The sequence below is a fragment of the Arthrobacter sp. 10T413_2 genome (assembly GCF_056394205.1).
The window spans coordinates 1-14,064 of sequence record NZ_JBFTHK010000109.1; the positions used below are offsets into that span (position 1 = coordinate 1).

A 14,064-nucleotide genomic window follows, 5' to 3' on the forward strand; every position below is an offset into this window, starting at 1 on the left:
GCGTCGGCGTCGTAGAAGTTGTCGGTGTAGCCGGGCTGGCTGAACGGATCGTTCTGCAGCAACTGGCGGGGCTGCCGGGGTTCACCGGCGCTGGGAATCGTCATTTCTCTATTCTCCGGCCTGCTGCTGCGGCCTGGAATCGGCCTCGTCGACCGGCGGGGCGGCCGGTGCGATGTAGTTGCCCTGGGAACGGTTGCCCACGCGCAGGATTTCACCGTTGCGCAGGTACCAGATGGTGCCGTCGTCCGCGCGGACCCGGGTGATCCGCAGGTTCATCGACTCCACGACGCCCACTACCTCGGAGGTCTCGATGATGTCGCCGATCCCGTACTGGTCCTCGAGAGTGATGAAGATGCCGGCCAGGAAGTCGCGGATCAACTGCTGGGCGCCGAAGCCGATGGCGATACCGAGGATACCGACGCTGGTCAGCAGCGGTGCAATGTCGACGTTCAGGTTCTTGAGCACGTACATGATGGTGAGAGCGGCCACCAGGACGCCGACCACGCTCCTGAGCAGCGCACCGATCGTGTTGGCGCGCTGGACCCGGCGTTCGTGGTCCAGTGCCCGCAGGGCGGGAGTCACCCAGCGGAAGTGCCGCTTCTTGAAGAAGGTGCTGCCTTCGGCGACGCGCTTGGTGATCCCGGAGATCACGAAGGACGCCACCAGCCACACCGCAACGCCGACGCCGATGCTGATGAGGACTCCCGGCAGGTTGACGGCCGAAATGTCCGGCGGCGTGATGGGATCAACGGCTGTCATGCTGTACATCGGTAGGGCTTGCTCCTTGCAGTTGTTAGCTATGGGGACGGCGTTCGCCGGCCGCATAACACTCTGTTCCCCTTCAACATTAGCGCCGTACCGTGGCACCCATGCGCATCCTCATCCTTGGCGGTACCGCCTTCCTCTCCGCCGAAATAGCCCGGCAGGCCCTGGCCGCCGGACATGAGGTCACCTGCCTGGCCCGCGGAACCAGTGCCGCCCCGCCCCGCGGAACCGTCTGGGTGCGTGCCGACCGCTCGCAGGGGAAGGCCTCCTACGCGCCCGTGGCGGCAGGCCGGCCCGGCCACGTCGGATGGGACGCCGTGATCGACGTCGCGCGGGATCCCACACGGGCCCGCGAGGCGCTGGAAGTCCTGGCCGGCACGGCAAGGCACCGGACCGTCGTCTCCAGCTGCTCGGTCTATGCGGACCATTCGGTTGCCGKCGCGGCCGAAGATGCGCAGGTGCTCCCGCCACTGGCCCCGGGCACGGCACTCACGATGGAAAACTACGGCGACGCCAAGTCCGCGATTGAACAGTGGGCGCATGCGCTGGCAGGGGACAAGGCGCACCTGTGCCGCGCCGGGCTGATCGGCGGACCCGGTGACGGCTCGGACCGGTACGGGTATTGGCCCGCCCGCTTCGCCCGGGACGACACTCCGGTCCTGGTCCCTGACATCCCCGCCGACTCCACCCAGATCATCGATGTGCGGGACCTCGCCACCTGGATCGTGGCCGCGGCGGAGTCACACGTCACCGGGGCCCTGAACGCCGTCGGCGAGCCGGTGCCRTTTGCCGCCTATCTGCAAGCATGCCGGCAGCTGACCGGCGGGAAGGCCGGGACGGTGGCGGCCCCGGGGGAATGGCTGGCCGGGCACGGCGTGAACTACTGGGCCGGGCCCGACTCGCTGCCGTTGTGGCTGCCGCCAGGTCATGACGGCTTCTCGGCCCGCAGCAACAGCGCCGCCCGGAGCGCCGGGCTGCGACTGCGGCCCTGGACACAGACCCTGCGCGACACCCTCGATGACGAACACCGGCGCGGCCTTACCCGGGAACGCAAGGCCGGCCTGCGCCAGGAAACGGAGCGGACGCTCCTGGCCGCCTACCGGGCGCAGCCCGCCTGAGCTGCTGCCGCCTGGGCGCGATCAGGCCGGTTCCGCCACGCGGACGGGCTCGTGCAGCACGGGGAAGTTGACGCTGCGGGCGATGAAGCAAACCTTGTTGGCCTCGGCATGGAGCTCCTCGAGAAGCTCTGGGGCCGCAGGCTCCGCCACCGTCACGCGGGGCTTKAGCGTGACGGACTCGAATTGGCCGCTGCCGTCCCGGTTGGTCCGCATCAGCCCCTCGGCCCGGTCCTCATAGCCGGTCACCACCACGCCATGCTTCACGGCCACGTGCAGGAAAGAGAGCATGTGGCATTGCGAGAGCGCCGCCAGGAGGAGCTGCTCGGGGTTGTAGCGCTGGCGGTCGCCGTGGAACGTCGGATCGGCCGAGCCGCGCAGCACCGGCAGCCCGGGGATCTCGACGTCGTGGTCCCGTGAGTAGCCGCGGTAGGAGGACGTCCCGGACCCGAGGTTCCCGGTCCAGCGGACAGTCAGCGCGTAGCGGTGTTCGTCAAGGCTCATGACGCCAGTTTAGTGGCGCTTAAAATGCCGGAGTCCCGGTGCCGCCGGAGGGCGGCGCCGGGACTCCGGGAAAACGCGTCCTAGCCGACGTCGGCCTGGCGTGCGCGCAGGGACCGGACCACGCCGTCGCGGTTTTCCAGCATCATCCTGCGCAGCGCGGAGCTGTCTTCCGGCAGCGAGGCCAGGAACTCATCGGTCCGGTCCACAGTGGCCTGTGTGGTGAGCAGGGCCGGGTAGAGCCCGACGACGATCTGCTGGGCCAGCGCGTGGGTGCGGTTGGCCACGATCTCCKGGACGGCCTCGAAGTACTTCTCGGCGTAGGGCTCCAGGAGCGAGGTGTCCAGGACCCGGGTGAAACCGGTCACGGCCGAGCCCTGCAGGGCGTTGGACAGATCGCCCTTGACCACGATCGATTCCCAGGCTTCGGCCTTGGCCTCGGGGGTGGGAATGGCCGCCTTCGCCAGGGCTGCCGCGTTCTGGCCGTTGGAGGTGTTGTCGTGCGCGAGTTMCTCGTCGATCCGCTCCTRTCCGGCGCGGCCACCTGCCACGAGGCACGCCAGCAATTCCCACCGCAGGTCCTGGTCAACGGTCAGCCCGTCGAGGGTGCGGGAGCCGTCCAGCAGCCCGGACACCGTATCCAGCTGCCCGGCGCTGCGGGCCAGCAGGGCGTAGGACTTCACGAACTGCAGTTGGGCGTCGGAGCCGGCAGGCACGGTCGAGGCCAGGTCCCACAGGGTGTCGGCCGCGGCCACGGCKGTGGCTTCCTTGTGCTCCTCAGCCACGTAGAAGGCCAGCGTGGTGGCAAGCTGGCGGAGCTGGACCAGGATCACGGAGGAATCGGATTCCTCGGCAATGTTGGCCAGGATCAGGTCCACGTAGCCACGGGCCGGGGTTTCGCCGTCGCGCGCCGCGTCCCAGGCCGAGCCCCACACCAAGGTGCGGGGGAGGCTCTGGCTGAAGTCCTTGAGGTGGGCCGTGGCCGTTGTGAGGGACGTCGGATCGAGCCGGACCTTGGCGTAGGCGAGGTCGTCGTCGTTGAGCAGGATCAGGTCTGGCCGGGCAAGCCCGGCCAGGGCGGGAACCTCGGTGCGCTCGCCGTCGACGTCGAGCTCCTCACGGTGGACGCGCTCCAGCTTGCCGGCGCTGTTGAGGTCATAGAAGCCGACGGCGAGGCGGTGCGGCCGCAGCGTCGGCTCGCTCTCGACCGCCGACTGCACGATCGCGAACGAGCTGATGGTGCCGTCCGCCTCTGCCGTGATTTCCGGCGTCAGCGTGTTGACGCCGGCGGTCTCCAGCCAGAGCTGGCCCCACTTTTCCAGGTCGCGGCCGCTGGCCTTCTCGAGTTCGGCCATGAGGTCGCTGAGCTCGGTGTTTTGCCAGGCATGCTTGCTGAAGTACTCGCGGACGCCGGACATGAATTCCTCCGGGCCCACCCAGGCSACSAGCTGSCGSAGCACSGAGGCGCCCTTGGCGTAGGTGATGCCGTCGAAGTTCACCTCGACGTCCTGGAGGTCGTTGATCTCGGCGAAGATCKGGTGCGTGGTGGGGAGCTGGTCCTGGCGGTAGGCCCAGGATTTCTCCATGGAGGCGAACGTCGTCCAGGCGTGGGCAAACTCGGTGTTCTCCACGGCGGCCAGGTGGGACATGTACTCGGCGAAGGACTCGTTGAGCCAGAGATCGTTCCACCAGCGCATCGTGACGAGGTCGCCGAACCACATGTGTGCGAGCTCGTGCAGCACGGTGATGGCGCGGCGCTCCACCTGGGCGTCGGCGACCTTGCCGCGGAAGACGTAGCCTTCCAGGATGGTGACGKCCCCGGCATTCTCCATGGCGCCGGCGTTGAACTCCGGCACGAAGAGCTGGTCGTACTTCTCGAACGGGTACGGGCAGCCGAACTGCGCCTCGAAGAACTCAAAGCCCTGCCGGGTGAGTTCGAAGATGTTGTCCGCATCCAGGTACTGCATGAGTGACTTGCGGGCGAAGATGCCCAGCGGGGTGACGCGGCCCTCCGACGAGGTGACCTCACTGCGGACCGACTGGTACGGTCCGGCGATCAGGGCCGTGACGTAAGAGGAGAGCCGGGGCGTGGGCGTGAATTCCCAGACGGAGCGGGCGCTGCCGTCCTCGCCGGGGATGGTCTCCACCGGCACCGGAGTGGGGGAGTTGGAGACCACGTCCCAGTGCGAGGGGGCCGTGACGGTGAACGTGAAGCTGGCCTTCAGGTCGGGCTGTTCGAACACGGCGAACATGCGCCGCGAATCCGGGACCTCGAACTGCGTGTACAGGTAGACCTCGTTATCCACCGGATCCACAAAGCGGTGCAGGCCTTCGCCGGTGTTCATGTAGGGCGCCTCCGCGACCACGAGGAGGTGGTTCTCGGCCTCCAGCTCCGGCAGCTGGATCCGTACGCCGTCTGAGACTTCTGCCGGATCCAGTTCGCGGCCGTTGAGGCTCACGCTGTGCACGGCGTGGGTCACGGCGTCGATGAAGGTCGAAGACCCCGGCTTGGCGGTGAACTTCACGGCCGTGGTGGACCCGAAGACTTTCTCGCCGCGTGTCAGGTCCAGGCTGACCTCGTAGGACTCGACGTCGATCAGGGCGGCGMGCTCGCGGGCTTCGGMGCGGGTCAGGTTCATACCGGGCAAGGGGGCCTCCAAAAGAGTCGGATACTGCCGACCGGCCGCAGCCGCCGGCGATACTGTGAAATTATTCTTTCACGTCAGCGGCCGATGGCAAGGMATCCCGGTCCCAATGTCTTTCCCCGGCGCCCTGCACCCAGTCCACGAGTTGCCAAGAACGACCGCTAAGCCGATGCGGTGGCCATTCTTGTCGGATGAGTGCGGTTGGGGTGGCGTGGCGAKAACTGCGTTGTGTMGGCTTCAGCCGCGGACCTCGGTGGCGGACGGTCGGAACCGGGCGGGTAGTTTGCCCGAGTGTGCTTGAGCCTCAATCCGGGTGCTTCCCTGAAGTCCGCCAGCACTCCCTCCATCGATTTGTCGCAGATGGCCGCTACACCACACCCCTTAGCGACCATTCGTGTCAAGTGAGTGTGCTGTGAGGCGGGCATCGACCTCCTGACCTGCGCACACGTCCCAGGATCGCGGCGGGTCCGGCGGGGGTAGCGTTGGAGTATGGGAAAGTTTCGGGACTCAGTCGACGTCAGGGCGCTGCGCTTTGCCATCGGTTTCCCCCTCATGCTGGCGGCCGGATTCGTAGTGTGTGCGCTGCTGGTCCGGCCGGACCTGCCCGAGCCGCTGGCCGTCCGCTGGACCGACGCCGGTGCCGCCGACTTCGCGCCGTTCACCGCCGTCGCGGGCGCCGGCGCGGCGCTGATCGTGGTGGTGGGCTGGGCCGTGCTGCTTCAGGCCGTGCCGCTGTCCCGCCCCGCGATGATGCGCCGCATCATGATGGGCGCCGGGTTCTCCATGAGCCTCTTCATCACCACGGTCCTCGCCGCTGTGCTCGTGGGCCAAATGGGACTGCCCGACGCGCGCGAGTCCCACGTTGATGTCACGGTCCTGGCCCTCGGAAGCGGAGCGGCCTTGGGGCTGGGGGTCGTGATGGGCTTTGTCTTCAAGGCCGACGAACGCTGGTCCGTCGATGACGACCTCGCCATGCGGCAGGCCCTCGAGCGGGAACAGGATCCGGAACTGGCCAGGGACCGCATCAGCCTCTGGGTGCACGCCCGCAGCTCGATCTTCGTCATGCTMGGTATCGCGACACTGCTGCCCGCGGCCCTCCTCACCCTTGCCGTCCCCTGGCTGGCTGCGCTCCTGGTGGCCGCGGCCCTGGTGACGGCGGCGTTCCTGTTTGCCCGGATCCGGGTTGACCGCAGCGGGCTGCGGGTCTTCGYGGCGGGGTTCGTCCGGGTCATGGACGTCCCGGCCGCGGCCATCKACGCTGCCACGCCCCGGGATGTCCGGGCTGCCGACTACGGCGGGTGGGGGTACCGGATCCACGGCAACACCACGGCGCTGCTGGTCAGCAGCGGGCCCGCGGTAGTCGTCGACCGCCTGGACGGCCGGCGGCTGGCCGTAAGCGGCGGAAGTGCCGMCTYGGCGGACAACATTGCCCGCACGCTTTCCCGGGTCGCGGACAGGGCCCGGCGAAACGGCGATGCACCCGCCGTGTGACACGGCCCGGTGACACAGCTCTGAGACGAAGATGTAACACAGCGCTGTCACGCGACAGTGCTGTAACAAGTGCTGTAACAAGTGCTGTAACAAGTCAGTGCAGTGCGGAGCCCGGCGCGGTCCGGCGCCGCCCCGAAAGGCCCGGCCTAGTAGGCTTGGAACAGCCCCCAACCGCCCCCGGCCGCCCCCGGCGCCGCAACTGAACGGAATCGCCGTGACCCTTTCTGACTTCCCGCGCGTGCACATMGCCACCGACCACGCCGGCATGGAGCTCAGYGCCCACCTCGTCAGCCACCTCAGCGCCAAGGGCTACGAGGTGGTGGATCACGKACCCAAGGTCTACGACGCCCTGGATGACTACCCGTCGTTCTGCATCAATGCCGCCCTCGCCGTCGTCGCCGACCAGGAAGCCGGCACCCGCGCCCTGGGCATCGTCMTGGGCGGTTCCGGCAACGGCGAGCAGATTGCCGCCAACAAGGTCAAGGGCGTGCGCGCCGCCCTGGCCTGGAACCTGTCCACGGCCCAGCTCGCCCGCGAACACAACGATGCGAACGTGGTTGCCGTCGGCGGCCGCCAGCACAGCGTGGACGAGGCAACAGCCATCATCGAGGCCTTCCTGGCCGAGCCGTTCAGCAACGACGAGCGCCACGTCCGCMGGATCGGCAAGATTGCCATCTACGAGCGCACCGGCGAGGTTGTCGAGTAGTGCCGGAAGGGCACTCCGTCCACCGGCTGGCACGCCAGTTCGGTGACGTTTTCGCGGGCCAGAAGCTGAGCGTCTCGAGCCCGCAAGGACGGTTCGCGCCCGGTGCCKCGCTGTTGGACGGGCACGTCATGACGGCCGCGACCGCCCACGGGAAGCACCTGTTCCTCGAGTTCGACCACGGCCTGGTCCTGCACGTCCACCTGGGCCTCTATGGAGCGTGGGATTTCGGCGGGGACGACACCTTCCGCGGCGCATCCAGCATCGGCGCGCCCCGGAAAGTGGGGGAGCGGGAGGTGTACGACGACGGCGACGCACCGGCAGGCGCGCTTCCTGCGGACGCCGCGCCTGCTGCTGTCCCTGCACCCGCGTCTGCATACGCAGGGCCGCCGGCCCCGGTGGGCGCCGTCCGCGTCCGGCTGGTGAGCGGGCACGGCTGGGCGGACCTGCGCGGCGCCACCACTTGTGAGGCGATCACCGGGGATGAGGCCGACGGCGTCCTCGGCCGCCTTGGCCCGGACCCGCTGCGCAACCTGCCGGGGGACCGCGACGCCTTCACGGCCACCGTGGCCGGCAGACGCACGCCCCTGGCAACCCTGCTCATGGACCAAAAGGTGATTGCCGGCGTCGGGAACGTCTACCGCGCCGAACTGCTGTTCAGGCAGCGCCTCAATCCCTGGCTTCCCGGGGCCKGGCTGTCACCTGACGCGGCCCGCCGTCTCTGGGACGACACCGTGGCGATGATGTCCGACGGCGTCCGGGACGGCCGGATTATTACGACGCCGCCCCGGTACTGGGACGGGCAGCCGGACGTCCTTCCGGACCCTGATGAGGCGCACTTCGTCTACCGCAGGCACGGACTGGACTGCCGCGACTGCGGCACCCCTGTGGCGCTAACGGAACTGGGAGCCCGGAAACTGTACTGGTGCCCGCAGTGCCAGCAGGCCTGAGCGGATTCCACCTGAGCGGATTCCACTGGGCCGCGCATGAAAAAAGCCCCTCCGGAGAGGGGCTTTCTTGTGTGCCTGACGGCTGTGGTGGAGGGGACGACGGGAATCGAACCCGCGTAATCAGTTTGGAAGACTGAGGCTTTACCATTAAGCTACGTCCCCGGGGTGATGCTGGATTTCCAGCAAACTTCCGGTCGGCTGTTCAAGCCGGATACAACTAAACCTAATGCAGGGCCCCGGTGTCAAATGTGCAAATCGGCACAGTATGACCGTAGACTGTTCTGTGCACTTACGGGGTGTAGCTCAGCTTGGCTAGAGCGCCTGCTTTGGGAGCAGGAAGTCGCAGGTTCAAATCCTGTCACCCCGACTCTGCAAGCACTGCCAGTCCGTGGCAATGCAGAACCCCATTCCCCCACACCAGGAGTACTTAGACTGTGAAGAGCGCTGTCGAGAACCTCACCCCCACGCGGGTCAAGCTCAATGTTGAGGTCCCCTTTGAGGAATTGAAGCCCAGCATCGCAGAGGCATACAAGACTGTTGCTTCGCAGATCCAGGTCCCCGGTTTCCGCAAGGGCAAGGTCCCCTMCAAGCTCATTGACCAGCGCGTTGGCCGCGGCTACGTCCTGGAGACGGCCATCAACGAAGGCCTCAACGGCTGGTACCAGGCTGCCGTGCAGGAAACGGGCATCCGCCCCCTGAGCCGTCCCGAGGTCGAAATCACCGAGGTTCCGGACCCGTCCGCCACCGACGGTGAGCTCAAGTTCCACGCCGAGGTTGACGTCCGCCCCGAGATCGAACTGCCCGACTACGCCGGCCTCAAGGTTGAGGTTGCCGCCGCCGAGTCGTCCGACGCCGACGTCGACAAGGCCCTGGACGAGCTCCGCGGCCGCTTCGGCACCCTGAAGACCGTGGACCGCCCGGYCGCGGACAAGGATTTCCTGACGATCGACATCGCMGCTTCGATTGACGGCGCCGAAGTTGACTCCGCAGCAGGCCTGTCCTACCAGGTTGGCGCCGGCACCATGCTCGAAGGCCTCGACGAGGCCGTCACGGGCCTCAGCGCCGACGAGGACGCCATCTTCGACACCACCCTGGTGGGCGGCGAACACGCCGGCGAGTCGGCCCAGGTCAAGGTCACCGTCAAGGCCGTCAAGGAGCGCGAGCTCCCCGTCGCCGACGACGACTTCGCCCAGCTGGCCAGCGAATTCGACACCCTGGCCGAGCTCCGCGAGGACCTCGCCAAGCAGGCTGCCGAGTCMAAGGTCGTAGAGCAGGGCGTCGAGGCCCGCGACAAGGTCCTGGACAAGCTCGTTGAGCTCGTTGCGGTTCCCGTCCCGGAATCGATCGTCGAAGAGCAGCTCGAGCAGCACTTCAACGCCGAAAACGCCCACGGTGAAGGCGAGCACGACACCGAGGAGCACCGCGCCGAGGTCAAGGCCAACACCGAGCGCGCTTTCCAGAACGAGATCATCCTTGACGCCATCGCCGAAAAGGAAGAAGTCAACGTCAGCCAKAACGAGCTGATCGACTACATCGTCACCACCGCCAGCCAGTACGGCATGGACCCGAACCAGTTCGCTCAGATCATCGATCAGAGCGGCCAGGTCCCCATGATGGTGTCCGAGGTCCGCCGCCGCAAGGCTCTGGCCGTCGTCCTGGGCCAGGCCGAGGTCACCGACTCCGAAGGCAACAAGGTTGACCTGAGCGACTTCGTCCGCCCCGGCGACGAGGCTGCCMCGGCGGCTGAGTCCGTTGAGGAAGAGGCTTCCGAGGAAGCAGCTGCCGCCGACGCCACGCCGAGCGACGACCCCGCAGCAGTGAAGTTCTAGCATTGCCGCTGACGGCCCCCGGATCACCGATCCGGGGGCCGTTTGTTTTAAGTCCCCGGGACCCGGCTGGCAGGCTCCCGGCAATCGTGCGCCGTCAGCGAACAGCCCTGCGCCTGCGCACAAACGGGCAGTGAAAACCGTTAGTGTCCATGTAGGAAAGTTCAGTGATGTCGTTCAGTGACGTCACCGTCGCCAGCGAGAGGTAAGTACATATGTCACAGCACGCAGGGGCACCCCGGATGGCCACGGTCGATCCGGCAGCCCAGGATAACTACATTTACAACCGCCTGCTGAAAGAGCGCATCATCTGGCTCGGCTCCGAGGTCCGCGACGAGAACGCCAACGCGATCTGCTCGCAGCTCCTGCTGCTCTCGGCGGAGAATCCTGAAAAGGACATCTACCTCTACATCAACTCTCCCGGCGGCTCCGTCACCGMCGGCATGGCCATCTATGACACCATGCAGTTCATCCCGAACGACGTGGTCACCGTGGCCACCGGCCTGGCCGCGTCCATGGGCCAGTTCCTGCTCTCCTCCGGCACGAAGGGCAAGCKCTACGCGACCCCCAACGCCCGCATCCTGATGCACCAGCCCTCCGGCGGCATCGGCGGCACGGCGTCGGACATCAAGATCCAGGCTGAGCTGATCCTGCACATGAAGAAGGTCATGGCCGAGCTGACCGCAGACCAGACCGGCCAGACCGTGGACACCATCCTCAAGGACAACGACCGCGACAAGTGGTTCACGGCCCCGGAAGCCCTGGAATACGGCTTCTTCGACAAGATCGCCGCGCACGCAGGTTMCGTGGCCGGCGGCGGCGGAACCAACGCCAATGGCTCCGGCAACGGCGGCGGCGCTGCGACAGCCACCGAGAACTGACCGGCACGTAGACAGCAATGAATTCAGGAGCAATGAACATGAACTACAACTTCGGTTCGACTGCCGGTAACCTGCCGGGCAGCCGCTACGTGCTGCCGCAGTTCGAAGAGCGCACCCCTTACGGCTTCAAGCGACAGGACCCGTACACCAAGCTGTTCGAGGACCGCATCATCTTCCTGGGCGTCCAGGTCGACGACGCCTAGGCGGATGACGTGATGGCRCAGCTCCTGGTCCTCGAGTCCACTGACCCGGACCGCGACATCACGCTCTACATCAACTCCCCGGGCGGCTCCTTCACCGCCATGACCGCGATCTACKACACCATGACGTACATCCGGCCCGAGATCCAGACCGTTTGCCTGGGCCAGGCAGCCAGCGCCGCCGCCGTGCTCCTCGCCGCCGGCACGCCGGGCAAGCGCCTCGCGCTGCCGAACGCMCGGGTCCTGATCCACCAGCCGTCACTGTCCGGCGGGCAGGGCGGGCAGGCCTCAGACCTGGAGATCCAGGCCGCCGAGGTCATGCGCATGCGCTCCTGGCTCGAGGACACGCTGGCCAAGCACTCCGGCCGGACCCCGGAACAGGTCAACAACGACATCGAGCGGGACAAGATCCTCACCGCCGCCGAGGCCATGCAGTACGGACTCATTGACCAGGTGCTCGATTCCCGCAAGATCAAGCCCCAGGCCATCACGCGCTAATCAGCACAACGCGACGCCGGTGCGGCACCTTCACATGGCCGCACCGGCGTCCGCTTTCCACCTAACAGGCCCAAAGTGACCTAGAGTGGAACATGTCACAGCCAGCAGCAAGCTACTAAAGGGGTTCACACATGGCTCGGATTGGCGAGAGCACTGATCTGCTGAAGTGTTCTTTCTGCGGAAAGAGCCAGAAGCAGGTTCGCAAGCTCATTGCCGGGCCCGGCGTCTACATCTGCGACGAGTGCATCGAACTCTGCAACGAGATCATCGAAGAAGAACTCGCGGAAGTAGCTGACCTCGGCAGTTTCGAACTGCCCAAGCCCCGCGAGATTTTCGATTTGCTGCAGGAATATGTGATCGGACAGGAACCCGCCAAGCGGTCGCTCGCCGTCGCTGTCTACAACCACTACAAGCGGATCCAGGCCGGCCACGCGACGAAGAGCGGCAGCMTTGCCGACGGCGTACACCACGATGACGTCGAGATCGCCAAGTCCAACATCCTCTTGATCGGCCCCACCGGCTGCGGCAAGACCTATCTGGCCCAGACCCTGGCCCGCCGCCTCAACGTCCCGTTCGCGGTGGCCGACGCCACGGCCCTGACCGAGGCCGGCTATGTCGGCGAGGACGTCGAGAACATCCTCCTTAAGCTCATTCAGGCCGCCGACTATGACGTCAAGAAGGCTGAGCAGGGCATCATCTACATCGATGAGATCGACAAGATCTCACGCAAAAGCGAAAACCCGTCCATCACCCGGGACGTCTCGGGTGAGGGGGTGCAGCAGGCGCTCCTGAAGATTCTCGAAGGCACCGTCGCCTCGGTCCCGCCGCAGGGCGGACGCAAGCACCCGCACCAGGAATTCATCCAGATCGACACCACCAACGTGCTGTTCATCGTGGCCGGTGCCTTCGCGGGGCTCGAGGACATCATCGGCTCACGCTCCGGACGCAAGGGCATCGGCTTCGGCGCCCCGCTCAACGAGGTCAAGAACACCACGGATTCCTACGGCGAGGTCATGCCCGAGGATCTGCTCAAGTTCGGCCTGATCCCCGAATTCATCGGGCGTCTGCCCGTCATCACGACCGTGTCGAACCTGGACCGTGCAGCGCTCATCCAGATCCTGTCGACGCCGAAGAACGCGCTCGTCAAGCAGTACCAGAAGATGTTCCAGCTCGACGGGGTGGAGCTGATCTTCGACGAAGAGGCCCTGAACCTGATCGCGGACCAGGCGCTGGAACGCGGGACAGGGGCCCGCGGGCTCCGGGCCATCATKGAGGAAGTGCTGCTTCCGGTCATGTTCKACCTCCCCAGCCGCGACGACATCGCGAGCGTAGTGATCACGGCCGATGTGGTGGCCAAGAAGTCGCAGCCCACGATGATCGCCCACGACGTCGTGGCCAAGCGTCGGAATAAATCCGCTTAKTTCATCGCTACACGTCACTGGTGCGCCCTGAGTGCGCCATGCCCMGAAGACTTTCCTGAGGAGACCGCCTGTGTCTGAAACCGCTCCCAACAAGGCCGATTTCTGGTTCGACCCGATKTGCCCCTTCGCCTKGGTCACTTCGCGCTGGATCGGCGAAGTGGAAGACGTCCGCGACATCAAGACCGAGTGGCATGTGATGAGCCTCGCCGTGCTGAACCAGGGCCGCGAGGAACTGCCCGAGCAGTACAAGGAGTTCCTGAAGAAAGCGTGGGCTCCCGTTCGCGTCATCACGGCCGCCGCCGAGCAGCACGGTGCCCAGTACATCAAACCCCTCTACGACGCCATGGGCACGAAGATCCACAACGAAGGCGTCAAAGACATCGACGAGATCATCGCCAAGTCCCTGGCCGAGGCCGGACTGCCGGCCGAACTTGCCGCGGCCGGCCAGTCGGAGGAGTTCGATGCGCAGCTGCGCGCCAGCCACGAGGCCGGCATCTCGCTGGTGGGCCAGGACGTTGGCACGCCGGTGGTAGCTTTCAACGGCACCGCGTTCTTCGGCCCGGTCCTGACCCGCATCCCGCGCGGCGAGGAGGCCGGCCGCCTCTGGGACGCCACCGTGACCCTGKCGTCGTTCCCGTACTTCTTCGAGATCAAGCGCAGCCGGACCGAAAGCCCCGTCTTCGACTGAGCCCGGCCGGTACCGCCGGCCTCGGGAGCCCGGGGAGAATTACTGCGATGTAGTTCTTCCCGGCCTCTTGTGCATGGCGGGGTCGAGGAGAACAATGGAACTTACCCACTTCGAAAGAAGAGGGACGCAGGAACCAAAGATTCAGTGACACTCATCCGACGCAGCCTTCGGCAAAGTCAGATGATGGCTACCAGTGACGAGGTAGGAAGACCTGGAAATCTAAGGATCCCGCCAGATTGTCTAAGACGTCACGTGACAATCGAAAAGTCGAAGCCCCACCAACGGCTAACGCTGATGGGGCTTCCCCTTTGCCCAAAATTAGGGGCTGCGCAAAAATAGKGGCCCAAAGCTCGGATTCACCTTCGGTGAACGTCGTGAGG

The 14,064-nt window shown here is 66.1% G+C and carries 10 protein-coding genes, 2 tRNA genes and 2 pseudogenes; 10 read left to right on the plus strand and 4 right to left on the minus strand.

The window, feature by feature from the left end; all coding sequences use genetic code 11:
• Positions 1-108 precede the first annotated feature (108 nt).
• Positions 109-768: a mechanosensitive ion channel family protein gene (locus AC1DBQ_RS15865; protein WP_476929422.1), complete on the minus strand. Its 660-nt coding sequence runs from the start codon at positions 766-768 to the stop codon at positions 109-111.
• A gap of 101 nt (positions 769-869) precedes the next feature.
• On the opposite strand from AC1DBQ_RS15865, the gene AC1DBQ_RS15870 reads away from it, so the two are divergent.
• Entirely contained in the window at positions 870-1,883 is a 1,014-nt protein-coding gene (locus AC1DBQ_RS15870) for an NAD-dependent epimerase/dehydratase family protein (RefSeq protein ID WP_476929430.1), read from the plus strand.
• A gap of 21 nt (positions 1,884-1,904) precedes the next feature.
• Here AC1DBQ_RS15870 and AC1DBQ_RS15875 read toward each other — a convergent pair whose 3' ends face one another.
• Together AC1DBQ_RS15875 and pepN are read right to left on the minus strand one after the other, a co-directional pair.
• A complete protein-coding gene (locus tag AC1DBQ_RS15875; protein ID WP_476929423.1) occupies positions 1,905-2,384 on the minus strand; it encodes an OsmC family protein in 480 nt (159 codons plus the stop codon).
• An 80-nt stretch (positions 2,385-2,464) separates the two neighbouring features.
• A complete protein-coding gene (gene pepN, locus AC1DBQ_RS15880) occupies positions 2,465-5,020 on the minus strand; it encodes an aminopeptidase N (protein WP_476929424.1) in 2,556 nt (851 codons plus the stop codon).
• A gap of 495 nt (positions 5,021-5,515) precedes the next feature.
• Between pepN and AC1DBQ_RS15885 the strand changes: the two genes are divergently transcribed.
• The 3 genes from AC1DBQ_RS15885 to AC1DBQ_RS15895 all read left to right on the plus strand — a co-directional run bounded on the left by AC1DBQ_RS15885 (position 5,516) and on the right by AC1DBQ_RS15895 (position 8,170).
• Positions 5,516-6,517, plus strand: coding sequence for a hypothetical protein (locus AC1DBQ_RS15885; protein WP_476929425.1), 1,002 nt, complete (start codon positions 5,516-5,518; stop codon positions 6,515-6,517).
• A gap of 214 nt (positions 6,518-6,731) precedes the next feature.
• On the plus strand, positions 6,732-7,223 hold the full coding sequence (locus tag AC1DBQ_RS15890; protein ID WP_476929426.1) for a ribose-5-phosphate isomerase: 492 nt from the start codon (positions 6,732-6,734) through the stop codon (positions 7,221-7,223).
• Positions 7,223-8,170 (plus strand): Fpg/Nei family DNA glycosylase, encoded by a 948-nt coding sequence (locus AC1DBQ_RS15895; protein ID WP_476929427.1) that lies wholly within the window; start codon positions 7,223-7,225, stop codon positions 8,168-8,170. The genes AC1DBQ_RS15890 and AC1DBQ_RS15895 overlap by 1 nt, the downstream gene beginning before the upstream one ends.
• Positions 8,171-8,258: 88 nt before the next feature.
• Here AC1DBQ_RS15895 and AC1DBQ_RS15900 read toward each other — a convergent pair.
• Positions 8,259-8,332 (minus strand) — tRNA-Gly (locus AC1DBQ_RS15900).
• Positions 8,333-8,462: 130 nt separating this feature from the next.
• Here AC1DBQ_RS15900 and AC1DBQ_RS15905 point away from each other — a divergent pair.
• The 6 genes and pseudogenes from AC1DBQ_RS15905 (at position 8,463) to AC1DBQ_RS15930 (ending at position 13,684) form a co-directional block, all read left to right on the plus strand.
• A tRNA-Pro gene (locus AC1DBQ_RS15905) sits at positions 8,463-8,537 on the plus strand.
• Between the two features lie 67 nt (positions 8,538-8,604).
• The gene (gene tig, locus AC1DBQ_RS15910; protein WP_476929428.1) at positions 8,605-9,999 is read left to right on the plus strand and encodes a trigger factor; all 1,395 of its coding nucleotides are present in this window, start codon (positions 8,605-8,607) and stop codon (positions 9,997-9,999) included.
• 239 nt (positions 10,000-10,238) lie between these two features.
• Positions 10,239-10,877, plus strand: coding sequence for an ATP-dependent Clp protease proteolytic subunit (locus AC1DBQ_RS15915; protein WP_476929431.1), 639 nt, complete (start codon positions 10,239-10,241; stop codon positions 10,875-10,877).
• A gap of 38 nt (positions 10,878-10,915) precedes the next feature.
• Positions 10,916-11,575 (plus strand): annotated as a pseudogene (locus tag AC1DBQ_RS15920) (ATP-dependent Clp protease proteolytic subunit).
• A gap of 131 nt (positions 11,576-11,706) precedes the next feature.
• Positions 11,707-12,993: pseudogene (clpX, locus tag AC1DBQ_RS15925) on the plus strand (ATP-dependent Clp protease ATP-binding subunit ClpX); the annotation flags it as partial.
• Between the two features lie 73 nt (positions 12,994-13,066).
• A complete protein-coding gene (locus AC1DBQ_RS15930) occupies positions 13,067-13,684 on the plus strand; it encodes a mycothiol-dependent nitroreductase Rv2466c family protein (RefSeq protein ID WP_476929429.1) in 618 nt (205 codons plus the stop codon).
• Positions 13,685-14,064: the final 380 nt, after the last annotated feature.

Bases quoted from the DNA above. Each gene is read 5' to 3' on its own strand.
- AC1DBQ_RS15865 (WP_476929422.1), bottom strand. From the start codon at position 768: ATGTACAGCATGACAGCCGTTGATCCCATCACGCCGCCGGACATTTCG.